Genomic DNA, 24,062 nt, shown 5'->3' on the forward strand with positions numbered 1-24,062 from the left:
TGCACAATGATTGATGATTGGCCTACAGAGTTACTGATCGGCGGCCAGCTTTGTACTGGCCTGGGTGCAGCGGAAACCATCTATGACCCGCGGACCGCCCAATCACTCGGCGCAGTGCCTGAAGCGTCGGCCAATCAGGCCGATGACGCCGTAGCGCAGGCCAGCGACGCTTTTCATGCGTGGTCGCGAATGGCCATTAACCAACGCTCCAGGTTGCTACTGTCGATTGCTGAAACGATAGAACGGGCGAAGCCATGGCTTGCCGGCCTGGAGGCGATCAACTGTGGCAAAAATCCCGGTCAGGCGCTGGATGAAGAGCTCCCGGCCGCTGCAGACACCTTTCGCTACTACGCGGGCCTGATTCGCAACCAGGCGGCCCCTATGGCCGGCGAGTACTGCCCGGGGCAGACCAGCTTTGTGCGGCGATCAGCCGTCGGCGTCGTTGTCGCCATCGCGCCATGGAACTATCCCATCATGATGGCGGCCTGGAAAATTGCTCCAGCTCTCGCGGCGGGCAATACCGTCGTTTTCAAACCGTCCGAGCTGACGCCCTACACTGCGCTTGCGCTCGCCCGGTTGATTGCGTCGGTGGTGCCTCCGGGTGTTTTGAACATTGTCACCGGGCGGGGTGAGAGTGTGGGTCGCCAGCTCATCACGAACCCCCGGGTCCGTATGATTTCTCTCACAGGCGGCATTCCAACGGGCCAGAAGATCCTTCAGGCAGCTCATAAAAGTGTTAAACGAACCCACCTTGAACTTGGCGGCAAAGCGCCAGTGCTGGTCCTTGACGATGCCGATGTTGAAAAGACCGTGGCCGGCGTTGCGCGCTACGGCTATTACAATGCGGGGCAGGATTGCACGGCCGCGTGTCGCATTTTCGTTCAGAAAGGGATTTACGACCAGTTTGTTGACATGCTGTCAGAGCGGGTTGGTGGACTCCGGTTCGGGGTGTCTCGGCACCAGGATGATGTTGGCCCGCTGATCAGTGATCGCCAGCGCAATAGCATTGCCAGTTTTGTGGAACGAGCGCGGGAACAGTCTCATATCGATGTGACAGTGGGTGGTTATATTCCTGACTTGGAAGGCTATTTTTATGCTCCAACGCTGATTGTCGGAGCTCAACAGTCCGATGAGATTGTTCAGGCCGAGGTTTTTGGGCCGGTAGTATCGGTCACCTGCTGTGACGACGAGCAGCAAGCCGTAAGCTGGGCGAATGCCTCCGAATACGGTCTCGCGTCTTCAGTCTGGTCAGGCGATATCGGTCGGGCGATGCGCGTGGCTTCGGAGTTAGAGTACGGTGCGACCTGGATTAACAGCCATTTCCTGCTAGCCAGCGAAATGCCACACGGAGGCTTAAGGGCGTCTGGATACGGTAACGATCTCTCGGCGTTTGCCTTGGATGATTACTCTGTACTTCGGCATATCATGGTTTCGCACTGATAGACGACATCTGACTAGAGCACGGCGATGATGATGTTGAGGTAGAGACTGGCGCCAATTACTCCTTGAGCACGAATGATTCAGTAGCCCATACTCTATCAATAGGAGCTTCTGCCCTAGCGGACCAGGGAAAAGTGTACTACCAATAGGCCATAACCTATTGTTTTTGATTTTATTATTGAGATGGAGCGGGTGAAGGGAATCGAACCCTCGTATGCAGCTTGGGAAGCTGCCGTTCTACCATTGAACTACACCCGCATTGGCGATGGCCGCGTGAGCAATATAAGCGGTCTGCCCGCTTGGGGGCAAGCATTCTGTCTGGAGCAACAATGGATCCCATCCTTACCCTGATTGGCGCCCTCATGCTGGTCATCAGTATTGTGCTCAGTCCGTTATCAAGCCGGGTTGGCATGCCGGTGCTGCTGATTTTTCTCGGCGTCGGGATGATCATGGGCGAAGACGGACCCGGTGGTATCCAGTTCGACAACTTTGAGCTGGCCTTCCTGATTGCCAATCTGGCGCTTGGCGTCATTCTTCTTGACGGTGGCATGCGCACCCGGGCCGAGACCTTCCGCGTAGGTTTACGACCTGCACTGGTTCTGGCCACTATCGGTGTATTCATGACCGCGGCCGGAGCGGCCGTCGTTGCCCGCTGGGTGTTTGATCTGCAATGGCTAACGGCGCTGCTCGTGGGCGCCATTATTTCGTCCACCGACGCGGCCGCCGTATTCTCATTGCTTCAGGGCCGGGGACTGCACCTCAACGAAAGGGTTAGCGCCACACTGGAGATCGAGTCCGGTAGCAACGATCCCATGGCGATCTTCCTGACCCTGATGCTGGTGACTTTAATCGGAAATAGTGGCGAAAGCGCAACGTGGGCGGCCCTCATCATGCTGATCAAGCAATTCGGCATTGGTGGTCTGGCAGGTATCCTGGGCGGTTATACCGTGGTGGAACTGGCCAACCGGATTCGACTGACCCCATCTCTCTATCCGCTTCTGGTCGCAGCCGCAGGCATTTCTGTTTTCTCAGCCACTAACGCACTGGGTGGTAGCGGCTTTCTGGCGATTTATCTGACCGGTGTGGTGATTGGCAATCGCCACGTTCGGATGATGCCAATGATCCTGCAGGTTCACGATGGACTGGCGTGGCTCGCACAGCTTTGCCTGTTCCTGATGCTTGGCCTGCTGGTCACCCCATCAGACCTGTTGCCGCTTTTGGGTAGCGGCCTGATTCTCGCATTGTCGCTTATCTTCATCATCCGCCCGCTGACCGTCATGCTTACACTCTGGCCCTTTGCCTTCAATCGCCGGGAATTGAGCTTCATCAGCTGGGTTGGTTTACGGGGCGCCGTGCCTATCGTGCTGGCACTTTTTCCAATCATGGCCAACCTTCCCGAAGCCCAACTCGTCTTCCATGCGGCCTTCTTTATTGTGCTGGTTTCACTGTTGGTTCAGGGCACCACAATGGCACCCCTGGCCCGGAAACTGCGCCTGGAAGTCCCGGCCGGCGAGGACCCCTACCGTCGTCTGCCCCTCGATGCGCCTGCCGCAGGCGACCACGAACTGATGCTGTTTCCGCTGCGGGGCGAGTCCTGGGAAACACCTCGCCGCCTCAGCCAGCTGCGATTCCCGGAGAATACTGCCGTTGCCGGTGTATTCCGCAACCGTGTGTGTCTTCAACCCAAAGGGGACCTGGAGGTTTCCAGTGGCGACATGGTCGCCATGTTCGCGACGCCAGGTGTGCTGCCCGAGCTCGGCAAGGCGCTCAGTGGACGGCATGCGCCGAAATATCTTGCCGAGCGGGCATTTTTCGGGGACTTCGTCCTAAACGGAGACGCGCTGCTGGGCGACGTCGAACAGGTCTATGGCATTGAATTCGACGACCTTCCCCCGGAGCTGTCCCTGGCAGAATGCTTTGCCAGGCGCACCAAGGGCCACCCGGTCGTCGGAGACATTGTGACGCTGGGCCCGGTCACTCTGGTCGCGAGAGCAACGAATGCGGATCAGGTCACCAAGGTAGGGCTGAAGATGGACAGCTCACAAAACAGGTGATCAGGGAAAGAGATAGCTAAAAAAGGTAACAAAACCTCTTAACAGCAAGCCCGCGGGCTATGTTATAAACGGGTTTGTATGAAGATTAACCATTGGTAAGTAAAAATCATGTTCGCCCGTTATTTGATTACCTTCTGCCTGTTCACATGTCCGGCCTTGCTCCCGCTCTCAGCCTCGGCGGGGGATCTGCTGGCCAGAGCCGACTTGCGGCTGCCCGCTGTCAGGCCAGCTCAGGAAGACGCACTGGACATCAACAAGGTGGTGGTTCGTAAGAGTGAACGACGGCTCTACCTGATGGATGGGAGCCAGGTGGTAAAAAGCTACCGCGTTTCCCTCGGGGACAACCCGGAAGGGCACAAGCTTTATGAAGGCGACGAGCGCACCCCTGAAGGTGATTACACCCTTGACTGGCGCAATGCCGGCAGCGATTTCTACAAATCGATCCACATCTCCTATCCCAGCGAGAAAGACCGTGAGCTGGCCCGGGCCTGGGGGCTCAACCCAGGCGGCAGCATCATGATTCACGGCCTGCCCAATGACGTCGGCGATATGGCCTTTGCTTACCGGGGCCTGGACTGGACCGACGGATGTATCGCCCTGACCAATGAAGAAATGGACGAAATCTGGCAGTTGGTGGCTGACGGAACACCCATTCGTATTCTCCCCTGAAACAGTTATGACAGCCGGATTAAGTTGTTGTCATAAGCCGAATAAATATACGTATCCTTAGTTAACATTTTGTCCCTGAGTGTTTTACACTGTTTAACGACTCCGGTAGTCAACGCCTATCGGGATAGTTGACAGGAAGTCGTCTATACTGACTTTCGGATCACAGGAAATAACACGACCAATAAGGGGATTTACAATGCGTAAACTGACGATCGCCGGGATTGCACTGGCTACTGCCCTGACCGCAGGCTGTGCGACCAACCAAGCGGCTCTCGACGAGGCAAATGCAACCGCAAGCTCCGCTGAGCAAACGGCTGAAAATGCACTGAACACCGCCAACAGCGCTGCAAGCTCTGCACGTACTGCTCAGCAGACTGCAGAAGAAGCGCTGGCCGCAGCCAAGGCAGCCCAGAAGGCTGCTGACGAAGCAAACGAGCGCGCCAAGCGCATGCTTCAGCAATCAAGCATGAAGTAAGGCTTGCGCCGACGTTGAAAAGGCCGGATTTTCCGGCCTTTTTTTATGCCTCCGGCTCCGGCTTTTTCGGTGATGCCGGCTTGCTTTCCTTCAGGAACGTTGTCATCAACTCCATCGGCAACGGGAAAACGATGGTGGCACTGTTGGTATTGCTCATGTCCGCCAACGTCTGCAAATACCGAAGCTGCATCGACCCCGAATTCCCGGACATCACGTCCGCCGCCTCGACCAGTTTCTTCGACGCCTGCAATTCGCCTTCGGCGTGAATCACCTTGGCCCGCCGCTCACGCTCGGCCTCTGCCTGACGGGCAATGGCACGAATCATGGATTCGTTCAGGTCCACATGTTTGATTTCCACGTTGGCGACCTTGATGCCCCACTCCTCGGTCTGGGCATCAATGATTTCCTGAATGTCAGAATTCAGCTTGTCCCGCTCCGAAAGCATTTCATCCAGATCATGCTTGCCCAGCACCGAACGCAGTGTCGTCTGTGCCAGCTGGCTGGTGGCCGAGTTGAAATCCTCGACCCGGATAATCGCCCGCTCCGGATCCACCACCCGGAAGTACAGCACAGCATTCACCCGCACCGTGACGTTGTCCTTGGAAATCACATCCTGGCTGGGGACATCCAGGACAATGACCCGCAGGTCGACCCGAACAATCTGTTGGATACCGGGGATCACAATGATCAGGCCCGGACCTTTCACTCCCTGGAATCTGCCCAGGAAAAACACCACACCGCGCTGGTATTCCGGCAGTATCTTGATCGCCGAGCCAAGAATCAGTAATAACACTACGGTAGGTGCAAGATAGGGAATCAGTTCGCCAATCATACGGCCTCCTTGTTTGCCGTTGCCTTCATCCGCGCCAGGTCAGTCGATTTCGTTAATGACCTCGACGGTTACTGTTAAACCATCCATATTCGTTACTTTTACCCGGTCACCATTACTGACCGGTTGGGCGCTGACTGCATTCCAGCGTTCCCCACTGATCCGAACGTGGCCTCTGAAATGCTCCCGCTCACGGGTGAAATCATCCAGAGCCCGGCCTTCCTCATGGGTAATCTGCTCACTGCCGCTAACCGGATGCTTGCGTCGCAGACCGATAAATTTGGTGACCGTCCACAAGATAAATCCGCCAGCCACCAGGGCGGTTCCGCCGATCGTCGGCAGCGAAATCTCCCGATGGCTGCCATCCATGAGGATCACGGAACCGGACACGAAGGCAACAATTCCGCCCACTCCAAGCATGCCGAAGCTGGGCACAAACGCCTCTCCGACAATAAACGCCAAACCAAGCATGATCAGTGCAAGCCCAGCGTAATTTACCGACAGGACCTGAAACGCAAAGAGGGCAAGGATGAGACTGATGGCACCGATCACGCCCGGCACGATAGCGCCCGGGTTAGCGAGCTCAAAGATAATGCCGTAAAACCCGATGATCATCAGGAAATAAGCGACGTTGGGATCCGTAATTACGGAAAGCAGACTGGTACGCCAGTCCGGTTGCGACCGGACAATCTCAAGGTCGGCGGTTTTCAGGGTTATCTCACCGGAGACCAGCGGCACGGTACGGCCGTCGATCTGACGAAGCAGGTCTTGCAGATTCGGGGCAACCACATCAATGACATTTTTTTCCAGGGCCTCGCTGGCCCCCAGATTTACCGCTTCGCGCACAGCCTCTTCTGCCCAGTCGGCATTCCGTCCATGGCGATCGGCCAGACCCCGAATATAACTGACCGCGTCTTCAAGGACCTTGCGTTCCATGGCGGTTTTACCGCGACGCTTGCTGTCGTCACTGGTCTTGTCACTACCGCTGGCTGCCTTGTCTGTCGCATCACCGGGACTGTCGGTGTTCTCTGGTTGCTTCTGTTCAGGTTCTGACGCCGGCTCAGGAACACCAGGCAGGCCGCCCATCTGAACAGGCGTGGCGGAGCCCAAATTGGTTGCCGGCGCCATGGCGGCAATATGACTGCCATAGAGGATGTAAGTGCCTGCACTTGCGGCTCGGGCCCCTTGCGGGGAAACGTAGGTTGCCACCGGCACCTCGGAGGCGAGGATTGTCTTGATGATTTCCCGCATCGAATCCATCAGGCCACCGGGCGTATCCATTTCCAGTACTACCAGCCCGGCGCCCTCGGATTCCGCCCGACGAATGCCCCGGGTGACATAATCCATAGTCGCAGGACCAATGGCACCCTGAATAGTAAGCACCAACGCCTGACCAGAAGATTTTTGCTGAGCAGAAACCTGATGCGCAAGGGAGCCAAGTGCCAGCAGGGCTCCGGCCAGAAAAACAGCCCCCCAGACCTTGAGCCGTGCGACCCGGGTTGAAACCATCGATTGCCCTGTCAGCATAATGTCTCCCTGACCCCCGATACGGGTTTAAAACACTCAGAAATACAGTGTCTGCTCCGGCTCTCCCGCCGCTTCTGGCGTCTTATCTTCCGCAGTTTCGTCGGCGGCCATTTGGGTAACCTGCTCGCCGATCATGGTCGGAATACCATCCGCCTGGTCCACCGCAATTTCAATAGCTCGGCGTTGCACCTCCACCCCCGGATGCTTCAAGCGGAACGCTTCAACTTCTTCGAAAACCTGGCGCCAGAGATGCTCCCGGTCCTCCCGGGGATAATCCTCATCGGGACGATGCACCTCCAGCCAGACCTCGCCACCCGACAAGCCAATTTTCACCGCATCCCGCACGACCTGCACCGGAGTACCCTTCTCGACCTGGTACACAAACCGGGAAATGTCCTCGTTGTACATACGGAAACAACCGTGGCTGACGGCCATACCGACACCAAATTTCTTGTTGGTACCGTGAATCAGATAGCCTTTCTCGCTCAACAGAAGCGCATGGGTGCCCAGTGGATTGCCAGGGCCCGGCGGAATCATCCTGGGCAAAAAATCACCAGATCTTTCGTACTCGGCACGAATGCTGGCCGGCGGATACCACGCGGGGGATTCCAGCGGCATGGTGACCTTCGCGCTGGTCAGGGGTGACGGATTTTCCTCAGTGCCCACACCGACCGGGTACACCTGCACGCCTTCGTCGGTGAAGTAGTACAGCCGGTATTCCGCAAGGTTGATAACAATACCCTCGCGACGTGCCTCAGGCATGACGTAGTGGCGTGGCAGAGTAATAGTTGTGCCCTCTCCGGGCAGCCATGGGTCAACACCGGGATTGGCTTTAACCAGTTCCAGATACCCAACGGCAATGCGGTTGCCGATACCGGCAAAGGTATCTTCGTAGCGCGTGGTAAATGTACCCAGCTCGCCGGCAACATCCCCTTTCAGTTTGAAGGTAGGCACACGAGGTGAGCGGTCCGGTGCATCACCGGATGCCAGATCATCGGGCTTTGCCTTCGTTTCCTGACCACCCGGGGCCGCCTGCAGGGGCGAAATGGGCATACTGAAGGCCACCAGGAATACCGTTATAAGTCTGAGCCACATAGAAACCGTTCCAAAAAGTCTTAACTTCCCGCGTACAGTGACAGCGACCAGCGTCAGGAGTTCATGAAGGTGGCCCCAAGCGTCACAACTGCGAGCACTACAAACAGAATACTCGCGCTGATTCTCGCTGTGGCCAGGGGAAGTCTTTCCATCAGCCAGCGTCCTGCCATGATAACCGGTATATTGGCAATCAACATCCCCACGGTTGTACCCATTATCACCCAGAAGGTCTCCGGGAAACGTGCGGCGAGCACAACCGTGGCAATCTGGGTCTTGTCGCCTATCTCCGCAAGGAAAAACATGATGGTAGTGGCCATAAAGGCCCCCATACCGAGGAATTTCGAATCTTCGCTATCATCTTTGTCCGGGATCAGCAGCCACGCCGCAATGGCAATGAAGCTGCCAGCCAGTATCCACGGCAGCCAGGCTTCCGGAATCAATCCGGCTATCCAGGCGCCAAGCCATGCAGACAGTGCGTGATTGAGGACTGTCGCAACAAAAATCCCGAGGATGATGGGCAGATGCTTCGCATAGCGGGCAACAAGGAATAGCGATAGCAGTTGGGTCTTGTCACCGATTTCAGCAATGGCGACAGCAACGGTTGAGGCAAGAAAAGCGTCCATGAAAAACTCCAGGGCGGATAGTCAGACTTGAGGAAGCCCACCTTCCGCCCAATGGAGGTGAACCTGTCTCGGATTACGCCCGCATCTTCCAAACCGGAATCGCAGCCACCGCCACAAAGGCCGCCACCAGCCACCACGCCGAATGAAATGCATTGATGGTGGGCATGCCGCCACTGTGCTCCCCGAACTCAATAGTCAGCGCGACCATGTTCACACCAAAGGCGCCTCCCAGCTGACGCGTGAAGTTAATGGTGCTGGAGCCAGCCCCCAACTCTTCCTGCGCCAAAGGATTCAGTGCCCCGGTGGATAGAGCAGGCAGCATGAATCCGATGCCGATGCGCCCGAGAATGGTCCAGAGCGCAAGCCACCCGAATGCAAGAGACAGATCGGACAGGGCAAACAGAACCGCCGAACAGGCAAACAGGGCAATGCCAAAAATCACCAGTTTCCGGGCACTCTGCTTGTCCGCCAATCGTCCCGCAAGGGGAAAGGTCATCCCCAGCACAATCCCGGCGGGCAACATCAGCAAACCGGCTTCGGTGGCACTAAAATCCAGGGCAGTCTGGACAAACAGGGGCACCAGATAGGTTGAACCAAACAGCGCCAGCCCGAGCGCCATGGCACCGATGTTGGCAAACAAAAAGGTCGGCTTGCGAAGCAGGGTGATATTAATCAGCGGGTGGCGGGTACGCCGCTCGCGCATAACAAACAGCAACAGGAACAGAGCAGCGAGACCGCCCCCGATGGCCACACGAAGCTGTTGGCCGGACAGATCCTGCAAACGGTTTAAGGTATCAAGCGAGAGACCAATCGTGGCGCCGAGCAAAAGCAGGCCGGCCAGGTCAAATCGATAGGGTTTGGGGCGGGAGGGCGGCAGCGGCAGAAAACGCCAGGCCATGAAAACACCGATTATGGTCACCGGTGCCGGCGCAAACATGACGTAGCGCCAGTTTAACTGGTCAACCAGAAAGCCTCCAAGTACCGGCCCCAGCGCGGGAGCCAGGATCACTCCCATGCCATAAATGCCCATGGCCTGACCACGCTTGTCACGGGGAAAGATCCTGAACACCAGGTACATGCCCATCGGCTGCATCAAACCCGCCATGGCGCCCTGGCCGACGCGGGCCGCAATCAGCTGTTCAGGAGAAACGGCGAAACCACCCGCGATGGAGATAACAGTAAACATGAACATCGCACCGGCGAGGGTCTTGCGAACACCGAAATGGTCAAGCAGCCAGGTCGACGCCAGCATGGTGGTGGTCATGGCCGCTATAAAACCGGTTGCAAGCCAGTGAACCTGCCCCTGACGAATGCCAAATTCCAGCATGATGTCGTGGAGCGCGACATTCACGACAGTGGCGCTCAGCACCGTGGCCATGGTACCAAGCATCACTGTAGTCACAGCCAGCCAACGCCAGCGATCACCATAGCGGGCCTTAAGCCCCTCAACAGTATTGTCAGTCAGAGTGACCACTCCCGTGCTCGCTTACGTGCCACCAGTTATTGCTCAGGCAGGACAAACCAGCTGACTCCCTTTACCGCTGTTTTTCAGCGTTTTCCATGATGCGCTGGAACACCTTCACGGTGCATTCGATTTCCTCGTCGCTGATGCCTTCCAGCATTTCTTCCCGCAACTTCTCAGCCCGGTCGGAAAGAACATCCATGAACTTGCGGCCCGCATCCGTCAGGTGCAGTCGGCGGGCACGACGGTCATTGGGGCAGGGTCGGCGCTCGATTAGCCCCTGCTGCTCCAGGCTGTCCAGCAAACGAACCAGTGTCGGGTTCTCGATCGCCATCAGGCTGGCCAGCTCTCTCTGTGTGAGGCCTTCACCGCCCTTTTCCAGATAAACCATAGTGCTCCATCTGGCCTGTGTTACGCCCAGATCCTTCAGGCGCTCATCCAGCATTTTCCTCCAGCGGCGGGTAACCCGGGCTACAGCAAAGGGAAACTGATCTCTCATGTACCAACACTCCGTTTTAAAGGGGCCAGGGTGACGCCGACTCTCAGTTCCGGCGATCGGCCAATGCTTACATTATCGGAAAGTCACCAATAGTATGCTAACCATTTAAATAAATACAGATATGCATACAAAATCAAAATCCGGGAAAACCGAGAGTGCCCTCAGCTGTGCTGGCGCAGCTCCTCGGTCTCAATTCCGCCATCGTCCGGCGCAGCGTGGAAATCCTCATTACGCGGATCCATCTCTGTCAGGACAACAGACGTCTCTGGCATGGCGGCAACAAAGTGCTCCTGGTCGGCTACCGCAATATCTTCGGTATGGCTGATGCGATAACTGGTGATAACGGCAAGAACCAGCAGGAATCCGGCATTACCGAAGAACAGTCCCGAAGGACCCAGAAGATTGATCAGCTCCGCCATCGCGACCGGGCCGATGACACTACCCACGCCGTAACTGAGCAGCAGGGTGGCGCTGGCCGCTACAATCCGGTTGCTTTCCATACGGTCATTAGTGATGGCAACTGCAACGGGGTACAGGGTCGCGGACAAACCGGTGAAAAGCCCGACAAACAGAGTCAGCAACCAGATATTGCCAGCACCCAGAACGGCCACGGCGGTCGCCGAAGCCGCGGCCAGCACAGCCACCCAGAACATAACCCGCCGGCGGTCAAAATGGTCACACAACCGGCCCAGCGGCCATGCCAGCAGCATCGCAGCCACGATCGCGCTGGCCATAAATGTGGAAATCTTGGCCACTTCCAAGCCGACCAGCGTGGCATATACCGGGCCCAGCGCATAAAACCCACCAATCATGACACCGCAGGTCAGAGCACCAGCAATACCGGAAAAAGACTCTCGGGCAAGAGTGAAAAAGGAAATCCGCTGAACCTGTTCAATGGCCGGGGCCTCCATCCTGGTCATCGACAGCGGTACCAGCGCCAGAGTCAGAAGGATTGCGGCAATGGAAAAGGGCATGAAACTGGACGGATCGCCAATATTTATAATGAGCTGACCGCCCGCAGCCGAGAGATAGAAGACAATTTGATAGACAGCAAAAAGTGCGCCTCGGTTGGCGTTGGTGGCCCGACTGGAAAACCAGCTCTCAATGACCACAAGAACTCCAGCGATGCTAAAGCCCGAAATCACCCTCAGAATTGCCCAGAAAATTTCGGAAACAGCCATCGGATACAGTAGCGAAGCAACCGCCGAGATGGCCGCAAACACCGCAAATGCGCGAATATGGCCTACCCGGCCAATAATCCTGTGAACGTAAAGAGTGCCGAGAACAAAACCGATGGAATAGCACACCAGAATCCAGCCAATGATATCGGGCGAGACAGACTCAATACTCAGCCGAATACCCAGCAACGTCATCAGGAAGGCATTGCCACTGACGAGCAAAACGATGCTCAGGATAAGGGCAGACAGGGAGGTGACCATTCGGGTCATTGCAGATGCTCCGGGTGGTTCGGGAGAAACTATGATTGAAGGAAATAGGTTAGCATTGAGACCCGAATTCTGCCGGGCACGTATTAGACCAGCAGGAACTGACAAGGACCACTAGGCACTTCCCGAAATCTGTGGACGGTGTCTCAAAACGGCTACAAGGCTTTCGCGGCGCGGTTTAACAGGGTTTTACATTAATGTGCCGTAACAGACCGTCGTTGCCAGAGCAGGTAACATTGACGCGAGCTATTCATTGGACTCATGAGCGCCTGGTTATGAAAAAAACGGACTGGCCCATCCGCTGGGATTTGCTACTTCGCTATCGACTGATTGAAACCATTGCCTTGTGGGAGGGTCGACTGACCACCAACCACATCTGTCATAGCTTTGGCATCGGTCGTCAGCAAGCGTCCAAGGACATCAACACCTACCTGCGCGAACTGGCTCCAGGTAACCTCGTCTACGATCGTCACCTTAAAGGTTATGTTCCTGCAGAGCTATTCCGACCGGTGGTCACCCACGGTCAGGTTGGCGAATACCTGGATCTGCTGGCACGACAGCAGAACCTGAGCAGCACCTTTGAATCTCTCAATATCGGCTTACCTGACAGTGCCGTCGTCCAGGGACCAAACCGGGTAATTTCCCCGTGGACAATGCGGGCGGTTGTCTCCGCCACACGCTACGGTCGCCAGATGAAGGCAAGCTATGTATCACTGAGCCGGCCGGAAGCGGTGGAAAGCATTCTGGAACCACACACTCTGGTATGTACTGGAAACAGCTGGCACCTGCGTGCCTGGTGCGACTCCAACCGGGAATTCCGGGACTTTGCCCTGAGCCGCTTCCACAGACCGCCAGAAGCATTGCGCCAGCGTGCCAAGCATACCCGCCAGCACGACGACGACTGGAACCGGGAAGTGACCATGGTAGTCACGCCCGACCCACGCCTGACCGAAGCACAGCAGGAAATCATTGCCCGGGACTACGGCATGAAACAGGGCTGCCTTGAGGTCAGCTCACGCGCAGCACTGGCACCGTATGTTCTGTCCCGCCTCGGGATCACCCTGGACAACCAGCATCCCGACCCTCTTGTCCAACAGCTTGAACTGGCCAACCCTGACCAGTTGGGCTTTGGCAGCAAACGGGAGCGGGCCCTGAAAGCGGTCGCGGGCGTCTGCTAGTATGCAGGTGTGACAGTCGTCAGTGCCCGCTTCCTTATCCATGCTCTCATCCTGCTGGTCCTGCCCTGGGTAGAGCCGGCAGCTGCTGATTGTGGCAAACCGGCAACCCCCATTGCCCGGATCCAGGGCGCCGGCGATCAATCTCCAATGGCAGGCCAGACCGTCAGCGTCGAAGGGATTCTTACCCTGGACTCCAGAGCAGAAGGCGGTTTTCGCGGTTTTTATCTACAGCAGGCCGATCACCAGGCTGACGACAGCCCGCTGACGTCTGAAGCACTGTTCATTTATACGAACCGACAACCCGGGAAACCCGGTGATCGATTGAGATTAACCGGCACGGTGAAGGAATATCATGGCCTCACCGAGCTGACAAAAATCAGCACACTGATCGTCTGCGGTCGAGAAACGCTGCCCCAACCGATCCCGCTATCACTGCCCTGGCAAGATAATCCCGAGACGCGGGAAAACATGCGGGTGGAGTTTCGCCAGCCACTGACCATTATCGACAACTACGACCTCGCCCGTTATGGCGAGCTGACCCTTGCCGCTGGCGACCAGGTCATCGCCACCGAGTACCGATCTCCGTCCCGGCCCACCAAACTGGTCAGCAGACAGCAAAGCCGGCAACGTGTGTTACTGGACGATGGTAAGGGAGAGCAGAATCCGATGCCGGTACCCTGGCCGCCGGGCGGCCTCGTTCCCGAACGGACAGTCCGGGCCGGAGATACTGTCACCGGCCTCGCCGGTGTCCTGGATTTTCGCTATGGCGACTGGCGAGTCCAGCCGGAAGCCAGCCCCGATTTCACTAGCGCCAATCCGCGCCTGCCGCCGCCACCGCTCCCCTCTGGCAACCATATTCGTGTACTGAGCATGAACATGCAGAACTATTTTAACGGCAATGGCGATGGGAAAGGTTTTCCAACATCGCGAGGCGCAACGACTCAGGCAGATTTCAAGGAACAGCACCGTCGCGTTGTGAACGCACTGCTGACGCCGGACCCGGACATCCTTGCTCTCACGGAAATTGAGAATGACGGTTACGGACCCAATAGTGCCGTCGGCTCGCTGGCCGAAGCACTGGGGCCTGACTGGCGAGTTGTTGCTACGCCCGGACTTGATGGCAGCGACCAGATCCGCACCGTCCTGCTGTACCGAAACGATCGGATCATGACGATCGGCAAACCCGCCAGGCTGACCTCGGGCCCCTTCCGGATCCATGGCCGGCCACCCGTAGTACAGGCGTTTCAGCGCCATGGGAGCAGAGCCAGTGTGCGGATAGTGGCGCTGCACCTGAAATCCAAATCCTGCCGCGGCGCAACCGGCGCTAACCTGGACCAAGGCATCGGTGAAGGTTGCTACGCGCAGCGACGGTCCGAGGCAGCGCTGGCCATTGCGGACTGGCTGAAGACAGTTGCGGCAACAAAGACCCTGGCAGGCACGCTTATTACCGGAGACTTCAACAGCTACACGAGGGAAAACACCCTGGAGGTGTTCCGAAACGCAGGATTCACCAGCATGGTACACCGGTTCCACCCATGCGATGCCGGCTCATGCCCTCACTACACCTATCGCTACAAGGGTGAAAAAGGATCGCTCGACTATGCCCTGGCGTCCGACTCCCTGAAGCCCCACATTCTGAGCGCCCATACCTGGCTGATCAACGCCGACGAACCCCGCGCGATGGGTTATCAAAGTTTGCTGAATCCCGTTGAGCCTCTTCCCTGGCGCTCCTCCGACCACAATCCGGTCATCACCGATATCGGCCTCTGAGAGATATTTCTCCCACCCCGGTCCGGCGGGTCAATTGGCCCCTATGGCCCATTGACCCGTCAGCACAGTCATGGGGGAAGGACCCCGGACACGTCATAATCAACATGGATTTCCGACTCCCTTGCATAACAAGAATCAACCTAACGAGGAAACCCCATGCGCGCCTCAGTCTCTGCTGCACAGGACCTGGGTATGCCAGCCATCTATCTGCATTTGCTGGCAGAGCTTCTTCATACCATCGGTGTTGACGAACGGGACCTGCTGCTCCGGGTCGGGCTTGATCCTGCGCGATTGAACGCTACGGAGCGCAGGGTAAGCCAGACCCAGGCCAGCGAATTTGTGACGCGGGCAATTGTCGAGAGCGGCGAACCGGCGCTCGGAATCATGCTTGCGGGAAAGCTGAAGCTGTCCCTGCATGGTGCCCTGGGGACCGCCGTCATGAGCAGCCGGACCCTCGAAGAGGCGCTGGAACTGATTGCCCGCTACCTGACTCTTCGGGCACCGCACCTGCAGGTCAACAGACAACTGTTGGGCGGAAACGCCTGGTATACAGTCACGTGCGATATCGACCTGGGGCCGTTGCAAAGCTTCATTCTGGATGCCATGTTGTTCGGCTGCGTTTCCATGGGCACACAACTGACTGGCGCAATTATCGAAGGGTCGCGAATTATGCGTCGGGGCCCGGAGCCCGCTTACTTCCACCGTTTCCGCCAGCGGATAGCCGTTCCAGTTGAGTATGATGCCACAGACGACGCGCTGGTAATTCCGGTCACCGAACTGGACCGGCCTGTCCGTTTCACGGACGACCAGTTGGCAGCCTCTTCACGGGCACAGTGTGAAGAAGCCCTGAGGCAACTGACCGAAGATGCCGGCTTCGCCTGTCGGGTTCGGCGGGTGATAGAAACCAGTTATCCGTTCCCCCCCAAACTGGCGCGGGTCGCTCGGACACTGTTCATGTCAGAGCGCACTCTCAAGCGGCGGCTGCAGGAAGAAAGTGCCAGCTTTCAGAATCTGGTGGACCAGGTGCGGCTGGAACGGGCCGGAGAGTTGCTGAGCAATACCGGCATGAATCTCAGCCAGATCGCCGATGCCCTTGGTTACGCAGATGCCGCGAACTTCACCCGCGCCTTTAAGCGCTGGACAGGCATCAACCCGAGTCACTATCGGACAAAGGCACGGCAAGCCACGGGGCCGGGAAGGGAGCCTCTGGCGCTGACCATCTGAATCAGTCGATACCGATGATCTTGTGCATTTGCAGCGTCAGACGCCACCGGGGGTGGGCGAGGCAGTAGTCTGTGGCCTTGCGGGTATTGCTCAGTTGGACCGGGTCGCCACCACTCTCCTCAGCAACCGGCGATGCCATGGGAGACAGGAAATAGTGCCTGGCCCGAATAGCCAGAAAGCGCTCGGGCATAGCCTGAGGCTGGGGATACACCAGCTTGAGCTCATCACAGGTTTCGATGACCACGGCAGCATCCGCCTTAGGGCTGACGCACAGCCAATCGATGCCTTTCGGCGCAGGTAGGGTTCCATTGGTTTCCACCCCTATTTCAAAGCCTTCCCGGTGAAAGGCCTCGATCAATGGCTCGTCCAGCTGCAACAAAGGCTCACCACCGGTGCACACCACATAGGGTTGCCCCGGTGCATCGGGCCAGAGACGGCGAATATGGGCCGCCAGTGCGGTCGGTGTCTCAAAACGGCCACCATTCTGGCCATCCGTACCGACAAAATTGGTATCACAGAAATTACAGACGGCACTGGCCCGGTCCTTTTCCCGGCCACTCCAGAGATTGCACTTGCTGAACCGGCAAAAGACCGCGGCGCGACCCGCCTGGGCACCCTCACCCTGCAAGGTGTAAAACGCTTCCTTTACCCGGTACATCAGCGCTCCACCTCATAGGCAAGGGGATCTGTCATACCGTTGGCTGCGAAGGCTTCCAATCGCTCCACACAAGAACCACACCGGCCACACGCTTTCTCCCGGCCGTTATAGCAGGTCCAGGTCTGGAGGTAATCCAGCCCCAGCTTCAGCCCTTCGGCCAGAATCTCACCCTTGGTCATAGCCATGAATGGCGCTTCGATGCCTACCGGCTCATAGTTGGCCACGCGGCATACCGCATCCATCTTTTCGACAAATTCCGGACGGCAATCGGGATAGATGGCATGGTCACCCCCGTGTGCTCCGTACCAGACTGCACCGGCGCCCGTGGTCACGGCGTAACCGGTCGCCAGTGACAACAGAATCATGTTTCGGTTAGGTACAACCGTCGCCTTCATGCTGTCCTCTTCGTAGTGACCTTCGGGCACGTTCACGTCACCGGTAAGAGCGGAGCCAGCCATGACCTCACTCATGGCCCGGATATCAATCACCTTGTGCGGGATAGCCAGGGATTCACACACTGCGCTTGCGCACTCAAGCTCCCTGACGTGCCGCTGGCCGTAGTTGAATGACAGTGCATGGACCTTATAGCCACGGGCCCGGGCTAGGTGCAGCAAGGTGTATGAGTCCATGCCTCCGGAATAGATTACAACCACGGTGTCAGTCATTCGGGCTCCTGATAGGGTGTGACGCAGATTGAGCTGGGCTGCTGACCGATTCGAAACAGTTGTCTGTCATCGGACTTTTACAATGAATGGACATATTGTAACAGTGAAGGCAAAGGTTGGGTTCGCGTCTCGGGTTCGGGGCGGGTAAACTCAGCTAAAAACAACACATCAACTACACTGAGCCAATGACCACCGATATCCGCCCGGCATTCATTGATTTTGAAGCATCGAGCCTTGATCTGATTGCAAGCTACCCGATTGAGGTCGGCATTTGCATGCCGGACGGTGAGCTCCATAGCTGGCTAATCTCTCCGCATGTACTCTGGCAGGACTGGTCTGAAAGCGCCGAGCGCATTCATGGCATTTCACGCCAGACTTTGGAAACAGACGGGCAAGCCGTCAGTGAGGTGGCGCACAGCCTGAATGAGCTGCTACCGGAGCAGGTATTCTGCGATGCCTGGACCTTCGACAGCTTCTGGCTGCACCGTCTGTTCCGGGCCGCCCGAGTGCGACCGGAATTCCAACTCGAATCCATTTCCATGCTGCTGAACCCGCAGCAGATCCGAAAATGGTCCGCCCTTCGGCAACAGGTCATTGCCGATCTGGGTTTGCCGGTACACCGGGCTGCCAATGACGCCCTGATACTACACAAGACCTGGAAACAACTCCTCCAACAGGACAAACAGTCCCCGGCGGTCCAGGGCCACAGCCATCAGCTTTGACCCTGCGGGCAGGAAGCTCAGTGTCCCGGGCGGCTTACCCGCACCGCTATGACCTCAAGCCCGCCCCTCAGGGTGCTCAGTGTCCAGTAGGTAACCAGGGACATCAGGCCCGCGCCTGCGACTGTGAATGCGAGATTATCGCCTACCGCCTGCCCCTCGGCCACCGCCAGGTAAATTGCCAATGCGGCAACCAGCGCTACTTCAATTAAAAAATGAGATCGGAATTTGTTTCGCACAGATCCGGATTTATCCGACATTTACTTAGGTTTCAACCTCTGATCGTCTGATGAAATGAATGACATGTTAGTGTGCGAATTATCGTCAAAATGCATTCGGAAAACTGTACGGAAAAGTGGCTACGAATTTTCCACTACGCAAAAAAAAACGCAGCCCTGAGGGCTGCGTAGAAAGGAGAGATCCATACAGAAACTGGCGCGGCAGTTTCTTTGGATTGCACAACGTAAAACACGTGACGAAGTAAATTATGGCCGCGGGGAACCATAGCGTCTGTAAGGGTTTGCCGAAGTCGTCCTGCTCTTGCAAACCGTCCGATAGCCTATACACTGGACATCAAACCGAACCAAAACAGCCGGTACGATCCGAATGATTCCACACTCCATTTTTGAAATCGCCAGCGATTGCCTTTCAGGGCCGTCAGCACGCGCAATGGTAAAAGACATCTAACGGCTTTCGGTCAGTCCCGGGAGCCTTTGCAGCGACCGGGTCAGCTTCTCCGCCAAACCCCGGTTGCCCTCGGCTCCGGGGTTTTGTTTTGGCAGCCGCAAAACGATAAGGGGAACATTATGAAAAGACATCCAATCTCACGTGCAGCCAACCAGCCCCAAAATGGTCGTCAGGGGCCGCTGAAGCGCCCGGAAAAACTGCCACTGCTGGATGCTATTTGCAAAAAACTGAATCAGCGCGTCAACCTGGATGACGAGCAACGGGTGCTCGGCCTCTATGAGCGGGGCTGGATCTTCAAGGGGGTGCTCGGCAACCTCGACAGCGGCGAGGCCCGTTATGTCCGGGCCCTGGCTAACCGATATAATTCCTGGATTGCACGCCAGGTCGCCTGAGCCCTTGCCTGCTGATCTACCACAGAGGGCTGGCCCGGTCAGTGATGCCGGTTCAGCCCCTGCATCATGGCCATCTCACCACCGTGAACCATGGCGTAATTATTGACCACATCATGAATTTTCTCCTGGGAGTACGGCTTGACCACGTAGCCGTTGGCTCCGGCACTGATGGCTCGCTGAATGCTGTCGATGGAGTCATCAGCGGTAACCAGAACAATATGCTGCTCCTCCCGTGCTCGCTTGAATTCCTGCATGAGCTCGTGACCATCACCGTCCGGCAACCCGAGATCCAGCAGGATAATCTGAAACTCCCCGGCTGCGAAGGCAGCTCTTGCGGAAGCAGCATCTGCACATTCGGACACCTCGGTTGCTCCAGCCTTGTAGAGCATATCCACCAGCCTGGCCCTCATGACCGGCTCGTCTTCCACCACCAGAACCTTCAGGTCACTCATTGATTTTCTCCTGTCACTCTCTTGTACCCGTTCATTTTCCCACCCCATTTACACAGAGTCACTGCCAGAACGCCGCGGCAGATCCAGCGGCGCCGGCCTGGGTATCGGTGCGCCCGGAGAGTCCGTCATGCGCTCCGCAGAGCCAGAGGCCGGTTCTTCAGTACCATGACGGGTGAGAATATTGCTGATGCTTACGGCCGTCGTATACAGGGAAATGGCAATAATCAGCAGAATCGGCTGGATAAATGCGACGAATCCGGGAACCTCCGCACTGCCCAGTATACTCAGCATCAGGATAATAGCCGGCCCCAGAACCACAAACAGCGTCAGGGCAATGAAGAACACGATCCGTTCCTTGTAGCGACCAAGGTCCCGGTTGGTGACCAGCCCCAGCACAAATTTACCAATCGCCAACCCGGCGAGAATGGCGGCAGCGATACTCAGGTCCGGGCGCATCAGGGTTTCATAGAGTCGACCATCCCACAGACGCTGCATACCAATCACCAGGAACGGGAAAAGCACAAACAGAACATCGGCATAGGTTCCATACATCATACTCAGAGAATGGTGTTCACTGCGATTCTGGCTATCACTCATTGGCCTGTTCCTGTCATTGTTCAGTGTTTTCTGTCACGTGGATGTCGCTGCGGCTGAGAGCGCGCGGGCTATCATTTCATTCAGGCTACCCAGTTCGCTGCGAACCCGGTCCCAGTCCGGATCGTCACCCCTCAGAAGGGCTTCAACAACCCCTGCCTGGCGCGTCATACTCGGATACCCCATAGCACCTGCCGTGCCCTTGATCTGGTGAACTTCCGTCTTCAGGATCTCCACATCCTGATTCGATAATGCCTGACGAATCCTTTGCTGGCGTCCGTTCAACCCTTCAAGGAACTGCGCTACCAGACCACCGATTTCCTCATCTTCCTGCTCGCCCACCGGTTCTCCGCTCGTCCGTTGAAGAAAACGATCCAGCAGGGACTGCAAGTGGACCTGGTCAATGGGTTTGTTAAGGACACCATCGCAACCGGCCTCAAGCAGAGCATCGGTTTCCTTCTGGTCACCGGCAGTAAAAGCAATAATCGGACGCCGGAAGCCGGCCTGACGCAGCAACTGCGTCGCCGCCACACCATCCATTCCCGGCATATGACGATCCATCAACACCAGCTGGACGGAGTCTGCCAGCGCCTTGCGCACGGCGTCCTCTCCGCTGTTAACCGGCGACACCTCCAGGCCTTGCCGGCGCAACATCCGTTCCACCAGTTGCCGGTTATCCTCATTGTCTTCCGCCACCAGCACCCGGCCACTGAAAGTGTGGGCGGGAGCCAACAGGGTGTCTGGACGGACAACCAGGTAGCGGGCAAGCACTTCATAGAATCGTTGTTTGTCTATGGGTTTGGCCAGATGCTCATTACAGCCCGCCAGACGATAGTCGGCAATATCTTCCACCATGACATTGGCCGTCAGGGCAATGACCGGGGTATTTATTCCCGCTTCCCTGAGTGCTGCAGTGGCGTCCCGGCCATTCATCACCGGCATCTGGATATCCATCAGTATCAGGTCAAACGGCTCGTGAAGAGCAACATCCAAAGCCTCGGCACCATTGCCGACATGAACCAGTTCGGCACCGGTCCGAGAAACCAGCAGGGATACCAGACGGCGATTCACCTCGTTGTCCTCCGCACAAAGAATTCTGCCACTTAGCTGCGGAGCCACCACCATGGGAAGGGCACGGCGCCTCTGACTCAATTCGGAAGCGTCCCGCAAAAAATGCACATGGTCCAGGGCGCCAGTTCGAATCGACAGCTCAAACTCACTGCCCTCGCCGTAGGTGCTGTTGACGTGAATGTTTCCCCCAAGCATTTCCGCCAGCCGTCGGGAGATGCTTAGCCCTAGACCGGTGCCGCCGTACTGGCGGGAAATCGCAGCACTGCCCTGAGCAAACGGATCAAACAGCCGGCCCAGCTGCTCCGGCTTCATACCGATACCGGTGTCCACGATCCGGGCAATCAGCATTTCGCGTTCACGATCACACCGAATGACCAGTGAAATCGAACCCTTTTCAGTGAATTTAAGCGCATTTCCACACAGGTTAATGATGATTTGCCGGAGCCGGGTGGGGTCTGTAAGGATTTTCTCCGGCAGAGGGAATTCGCAAATGATGCTGAAGTCCAAACCCTTCTCCCGTGCCCGGGGTGCAAAAAACGCGCGGATCTCATCGAGCAGTTCGGGGAGATTGACCGATACCACGTCCACATCCAGCTTGTTCGCGTCAATCTTGGAGTGGTCCAGGATATCGTTGACCAGATCAAGCAGGTGCCGCCCGCTGCGAACCACCGTTTCCGCGCTGCTCTGCTTTTCCGGCTCACTGAGGTCCGGATCCAGGAGGGCCTCCCCATAGCCTATGATGGCTGCAAGCGGTGTCCGGATCTCGTGACTCATGTTTGCAAGGAACTGACTCTTGGCTTCGGCAGAATTCCGGGCCAGCTCCTTTTCAAGCCGTTCCTGCTCTCGTTCCCGCTCAATACGTTGGCGTTGATGGCTCTCAGTTGCATCAATACAGGTACCTTCCAGGTGCGTCGGCTCGCCCTCGTGATCGTACACAGTGTGCAGCGAGATGGTGGCCCAGCGCTCCTCGCCGTCTCGTGTGAAATAGCGTGCCTCAATACCCTTGACGGTGCCTTTTGCCTCCAGTTGCTCCACCACCAGGCGACGTAGCCGTTCATCGGCAATGCAGGTTTCCAGGACATCGGGGCTGTGCTTGAGCAGTTCACGACTGCTGCCATACCCCATCAGTTTTGCCATCGCCGGGTTTGCGGTTACAAACCGGCGGTCCGGCGACATCTGGAAAACACCTTCAATAGCGTTATCAAATAGGGACTGGTAACGCTGCAGGTTCGACAGCGCCCGCTGGCTCCAGCCGAGGGCTTCGCCCTGCACCTGTTTGATCCGGTCCGCAATCGCAAAGGAGAACAGGATGATCTGTGCCGTCAAACCAAACTGGGGTGAGTAGTTCGTGAAGGTGTTGAGCGGCAGGATTCCCATCACGGTGAGAGCATAAATTCCGAAGCCGAGAAGCGCGAGGGTCCAGGCAAAGAAATAGGACCGTGCCGCCGGATTGTAGTAACGCCAGGACAGGTAACTGACAATAATCAGAATCACGCTGAGTAAAAGCGAGCCCACCACAATCCACTGCATGGCGATGTGATAGGGCAGGAATATTGACAGTAAAAAAGTGACACCAACCGAATAGAGGCACAGCAGGATAACCTGATCCAGATCGGCTGAACGCTCACGGGTTTCCAGCAGGGAGCGGGCCATTAACAAGCCCCAGAACCAGGTCATCAGGATCTGGAAATGCAAGAATTCCTTGTTGAAAATAATCGGCCTGCTGTCAAGCAGCTGAATGCCATGAACCTGCTCCGTGCCGATAAAGATCGTCGCTGACACCAGATAGAGCACGTAGTAGATGTTGCTGCGTTCGCGCACAGACACCGCGACAAACAGGTTGTAAGCCAGAATTGCCAGAATCGCGCCAAGCAGAATACCCCGGACAGCTTCGTCTACTGAGACCTTTTCAATGTAGCTGTCCGGGTGCCAGAGACTGATGGGCAGACGGAACGTATTGGTGTTGGTAATACGGAGGTAGACGGTGTTTACGGTATCCGGTGCCAGCTTCAGGCGAAATGTCGGATTGGGAACTTCCAGATCGCGTTGGGCCCAGCTGTCCGAATACCCGGTCTTGCGCTGATCTACCAGCTGGTCATCACGAACCAGGTAGAGCGTGACTTCGTCCACCAGTGGCAGGGCTAGCTCGAAAATCCAGTCGTTATCCGCGCCATCGTCGAGGGTCCGCAAGTCAAAACGGATCCAGTAAGCAGACTCGGTATAGCCAAAATTGAGCACGCCACCTTCATGGCGGGTAAATGTCGCCCGCCCATCAGCCTGGATATCCTCCACTGTCAGTTCATGGCCCGGATCTTCCCGATACCAGATACAACTACCGAGATCGCGGACGCTGGAGGTACCGGCATTAAGGACAATGGCGCCATCCTGGCAGCGCTCCTGGACACTGGCCATTGCCGGCATCACAGACGCCAGGAATATCAGTGTGACCATCAGTCCAGAAATAACCGCAGCCAATGCCCGCTTAAACTGTTGCCGCAAAATGTGATCTCCGCAAGGGTAGATGCCTGTTTTAT

General features: G+C 56.8%; 22 protein-coding genes and 1 tRNA gene. 9 read left to right on the forward strand and 14 right to left on the reverse strand.

What is annotated here, in order from left to right; translation table 11 throughout:
* The first annotated feature begins 6 nt into the window (after positions 1-6).
* Positions 7-1,440 carry a gamma-aminobutyraldehyde dehydrogenase gene (locus tag BKP64_RS14720; protein WP_070971709.1) on the forward strand — a complete coding sequence of 478 codons (1,434 nt, stop codon included), beginning with the start codon at positions 7-9 and terminating at the stop codon, positions 1,438-1,440.
* 184 nt (positions 1,441-1,624) lie between these two features.
* Here the strand turns inward: BKP64_RS14720 and BKP64_RS14725 are convergent.
* Positions 1,625-1,698: transfer RNA gene (locus tag BKP64_RS14725), tRNA-Gly, on the reverse strand.
* Positions 1,699-1,769: 71 nt separating this feature from the next.
* On the opposite strand from BKP64_RS14725, the gene BKP64_RS14730 reads away from it, so the two are divergent.
* The 3 genes from BKP64_RS14730 to BKP64_RS14740 all read left to right on the forward strand — a co-directional run bounded on the left by BKP64_RS14730 (position 1,770) and on the right by BKP64_RS14740 (position 4,638).
* The gene (locus tag BKP64_RS14730) at positions 1,770-3,494 is read left to right on the forward strand and encodes a potassium/proton antiporter (protein WP_070971711.1); all 1,725 of its coding nucleotides are present in this window, start codon (positions 1,770-1,772) and stop codon (positions 3,492-3,494) included.
* Positions 3,495-3,602: 108 nt separating this feature from the next.
* A complete protein-coding gene (locus tag BKP64_RS14735; protein ID WP_070971714.1) occupies positions 3,603-4,163 on the forward strand; it encodes a L,D-transpeptidase family protein in 561 nt (186 codons plus the stop codon).
* Between the two features lie 196 nt (positions 4,164-4,359).
* A complete protein-coding gene (locus BKP64_RS14740; RefSeq protein WP_070971717.1) occupies positions 4,360-4,638 on the forward strand; it encodes an Lpp/OprI family alanine-zipper lipoprotein in 279 nt (92 codons plus the stop codon).
* 43 nt (positions 4,639-4,681) lie between these two features.
* On the opposite strand, the gene BKP64_RS14745 is transcribed toward BKP64_RS14740, so the two are convergent.
* The 7 genes from BKP64_RS14745 to BKP64_RS14775 all read right to left on the reverse strand — a co-directional run bounded on the left by BKP64_RS14745 (position 4,682) and on the right by BKP64_RS14775 (position 12,121).
* Positions 4,682-5,470, reverse strand: coding sequence for a slipin family protein (locus BKP64_RS14745; RefSeq protein WP_070971720.1), 789 nt, complete (start codon positions 5,468-5,470; stop codon positions 4,682-4,684).
* Between the two features lie 39 nt (positions 5,471-5,509).
* Positions 5,510-6,994, reverse strand: coding sequence for an NfeD family protein (locus BKP64_RS14750; protein WP_070971723.1), 1,485 nt, complete (start codon positions 6,992-6,994; stop codon positions 5,510-5,512).
* Between the two features lie 36 nt (positions 6,995-7,030).
* Positions 7,031-8,089 carry a L,D-transpeptidase family protein gene (locus BKP64_RS14755; protein WP_070971726.1) on the reverse strand — a complete coding sequence of 353 codons (1,059 nt, stop codon included), beginning with the start codon at positions 8,087-8,089 and terminating at the stop codon, positions 7,031-7,033.
* 53 nt (positions 8,090-8,142) lie between these two features.
* Entirely contained in the window at positions 8,143-8,712 is a 570-nt protein-coding gene (locus tag BKP64_RS14760) for a TMEM165/GDT1 family protein (protein WP_070971729.1), read from the reverse strand.
* A gap of 73 nt (positions 8,713-8,785) precedes the next feature.
* Positions 8,786-10,177, reverse strand: coding sequence for a DHA2 family efflux MFS transporter permease subunit (locus BKP64_RS14765; RefSeq protein WP_070973703.1), 1,392 nt, complete (start codon positions 10,175-10,177; stop codon positions 8,786-8,788).
* A 70-nt stretch (positions 10,178-10,247) separates the two neighbouring features.
* Positions 10,248-10,673, reverse strand: a complete 426-nt coding sequence (locus BKP64_RS14770; protein WP_070971732.1) for a MarR family transcriptional regulator — start codon at positions 10,671-10,673, stop codon at positions 10,248-10,250.
* Positions 10,674-10,834: 161 nt separating this feature from the next.
* On the reverse strand, positions 10,835-12,121 hold the full coding sequence (locus tag BKP64_RS14775) for an MFS transporter (RefSeq protein WP_070971734.1): 1,287 nt from the start codon (positions 12,119-12,121) through the stop codon (positions 10,835-10,837).
* 272 nt (positions 12,122-12,393) lie between these two features.
* Between BKP64_RS14775 and BKP64_RS14780 the strand changes: the two genes are divergently transcribed.
* From BKP64_RS14780 to BKP64_RS14790, 3 genes are all read left to right on the forward strand, one after another.
* Positions 12,394-13,296 carry a helix-turn-helix transcriptional regulator gene (locus tag BKP64_RS14780; protein ID WP_070971737.1) on the forward strand — a complete coding sequence of 301 codons (903 nt, stop codon included), beginning with the start codon at positions 12,394-12,396 and terminating at the stop codon, positions 13,294-13,296.
* Positions 13,297-13,305: 9 nt separating this feature from the next.
* Positions 13,306-15,066 (forward strand): ExeM/NucH family extracellular endonuclease, encoded by a 1,761-nt coding sequence (locus BKP64_RS14785; protein ID WP_070971740.1) that lies wholly within the window; start codon positions 13,306-13,308, stop codon positions 15,064-15,066.
* A gap of 156 nt (positions 15,067-15,222) precedes the next feature.
* Complete coding sequence (locus tag BKP64_RS14790; RefSeq protein ID WP_070971743.1) at positions 15,223-16,290, forward strand: AraC family transcriptional regulator; 1,068 nt, start codon at positions 15,223-15,225, stop codon at positions 16,288-16,290.
* A 1-nt stretch (position 16,291) separates the two neighbouring features.
* Here the strand turns inward: BKP64_RS14790 and queE are convergent, their stop codons facing one another.
* Together queE and queC are read right to left on the reverse strand one after the other, a co-directional pair.
* Entirely contained in the window at positions 16,292-16,948 is a 657-nt protein-coding gene (gene queE / locus BKP64_RS14795; protein ID WP_070971746.1) for a 7-carboxy-7-deazaguanine synthase, read from the reverse strand.
* Positions 16,948-17,613 (reverse strand): 7-cyano-7-deazaguanine synthase QueC, encoded by a 666-nt coding sequence (gene queC / locus BKP64_RS14800; protein ID WP_070971749.1) that lies wholly within the window; start codon positions 17,611-17,613, stop codon positions 16,948-16,950. The genes queE and queC overlap by 1 nt, the downstream gene beginning before the upstream one ends.
* Positions 17,614-17,798: 185 nt before the next feature.
* Between queC and BKP64_RS14805 the strand changes: the two genes are divergently transcribed.
* Positions 17,799-18,335: a 3'-5' exonuclease gene (locus tag BKP64_RS14805; protein WP_070971751.1), complete on the forward strand. Its 537-nt coding sequence runs from the start codon at positions 17,799-17,801 to the stop codon at positions 18,333-18,335.
* 17 nt (positions 18,336-18,352) lie between these two features.
* Here BKP64_RS14805 and BKP64_RS14810 read toward each other — a convergent pair whose 3' ends face one another.
* Positions 18,353-18,571, reverse strand: coding sequence for a hypothetical protein (locus BKP64_RS14810; protein WP_227515420.1), 219 nt, complete (start codon positions 18,569-18,571; stop codon positions 18,353-18,355).
* Between the two features lie 567 nt (positions 18,572-19,138).
* Here BKP64_RS14810 and BKP64_RS14815 point away from each other — a divergent pair.
* Positions 19,139-19,411 carry a hypothetical protein gene (locus BKP64_RS14815; protein WP_070973704.1) on the forward strand — a complete coding sequence of 91 codons (273 nt, stop codon included), beginning with the start codon at positions 19,139-19,141 and terminating at the stop codon, positions 19,409-19,411.
* A gap of 38 nt (positions 19,412-19,449) precedes the next feature.
* On the opposite strand, the gene BKP64_RS14820 is transcribed toward BKP64_RS14815, so the two are convergent.
* From BKP64_RS14820 to BKP64_RS14830, 3 genes are read right to left on the reverse strand one after another with little or no spacing between them, the layout of a single operon-like run.
* A complete protein-coding gene (locus tag BKP64_RS14820; protein ID WP_070971757.1) occupies positions 19,450-19,863 on the reverse strand; it encodes a response regulator in 414 nt (137 codons plus the stop codon).
* 48 nt (positions 19,864-19,911) lie between these two features.
* A complete protein-coding gene (locus tag BKP64_RS14825; protein ID WP_070971760.1) occupies positions 19,912-20,460 on the reverse strand; it encodes a hypothetical protein in 549 nt (182 codons plus the stop codon).
* A gap of 33 nt (positions 20,461-20,493) precedes the next feature.
* Positions 20,494-23,979, reverse strand: a complete 3,486-nt coding sequence (locus tag BKP64_RS14830; protein WP_070973705.1) for a response regulator — start codon at positions 23,977-23,979, stop codon at positions 20,494-20,496.
* Between the last annotated feature and the right edge of the window lie 83 nt (positions 23,980-24,062).

The organism is Marinobacter salinus (assembly GCF_001854125.1).
In the GTDB taxonomy this organism is placed as follows: Bacteria; Pseudomonadota; Gammaproteobacteria; order Pseudomonadales; family Oleiphilaceae; genus Marinobacter; species Marinobacter salinus.

Excerpts from the sequence above, each read along its gene's own strand:
- BKP64_RS14780 (WP_070971737.1), top strand. The coding sequence starts at position 12,394 with ATGAAAAAAACGGACTGGCCCATCCGCTGGGATTTGCTACTTCGCTAT.
- BKP64_RS14790 (WP_070971743.1), top strand. The coding sequence starts at position 15,223 with ATGCGCGCCTCAGTCTCTGCTGCACAGGACCTGGGTATGCCAGCCATC.
- BKP64_RS14830 (WP_070973705.1), bottom strand. The coding sequence starts at position 23,979 with ATGGTCACACTGATATTCCTGGCGTCTGTGATGCCGGCAATGGCCAGT.
- queC (WP_070971749.1), bottom strand. The coding sequence starts at position 17,613 with ATGACTGACACCGTGGTTGTAATCTATTCCGGAGGCATGGACTCATAC.
- BKP64_RS14770 (WP_070971732.1), bottom strand. The coding sequence starts at position 10,673 with ATGAGAGATCAGTTTCCCTTTGCTGTAGCCCGGGTTACCCGCCGCTGG.
- BKP64_RS14745 (WP_070971720.1), bottom strand. The coding sequence starts at position 5,470 with ATGATTGGCGAACTGATTCCCTATCTTGCACCTACCGTAGTGTTATTA.
- BKP64_RS14750 (WP_070971723.1), bottom strand. The coding sequence starts at position 6,994 with ATGCTGACAGGGCAATCGATGGTTTCAACCCGGGTCGCACGGCTCAAG.
- BKP64_RS14820 (WP_070971757.1), bottom strand. The coding sequence starts at position 19,863 with ATGAGTGACCTGAAGGTTCTGGTGGTGGAAGACGAGCCGGTCATGAGG.
- queE (WP_070971746.1), bottom strand. The coding sequence starts at position 16,948 with ATGTACCGGGTAAAGGAAGCGTTTTACACCTTGCAGGGTGAGGGTGCC.
- BKP64_RS14825 (WP_070971760.1), bottom strand. The coding sequence starts at position 20,460 with ATGAGTGATAGCCAGAATCGCAGTGAACACCATTCTCTGAGTATGATG.
- BKP64_RS14815 (WP_070973704.1), top strand. The coding sequence starts at position 19,139 with ATGAAAAGACATCCAATCTCACGTGCAGCCAACCAGCCCCAAAATGGT.
- BKP64_RS14805 (WP_070971751.1), top strand. The coding sequence starts at position 17,799 with ATGACCACCGATATCCGCCCGGCATTCATTGATTTTGAAGCATCGAGC.
- BKP64_RS14755 (WP_070971726.1), bottom strand. The coding sequence starts at position 8,089 with ATGTGGCTCAGACTTATAACGGTATTCCTGGTGGCCTTCAGTATGCCC.
- BKP64_RS14720 (WP_070971709.1), top strand. The coding sequence starts at position 7 with ATGATTGATGATTGGCCTACAGAGTTACTGATCGGCGGCCAGCTTTGT.
- BKP64_RS14730 (WP_070971711.1), top strand. The coding sequence starts at position 1,770 with ATGGATCCCATCCTTACCCTGATTGGCGCCCTCATGCTGGTCATCAGT.
- BKP64_RS14775 (WP_070971734.1), bottom strand. The coding sequence starts at position 12,121 with ATGACCCGAATGGTCACCTCCCTGTCTGCCCTTATCCTGAGCATCGTT.
- BKP64_RS14740 (WP_070971717.1), top strand. The coding sequence starts at position 4,360 with ATGCGTAAACTGACGATCGCCGGGATTGCACTGGCTACTGCCCTGACC.
- BKP64_RS14760 (WP_070971729.1), bottom strand. The coding sequence starts at position 8,712 with ATGGACGCTTTTCTTGCCTCAACCGTTGCTGTCGCCATTGCTGAAATC.
- BKP64_RS14735 (WP_070971714.1), top strand. The coding sequence starts at position 3,603 with ATGTTCGCCCGTTATTTGATTACCTTCTGCCTGTTCACATGTCCGGCC.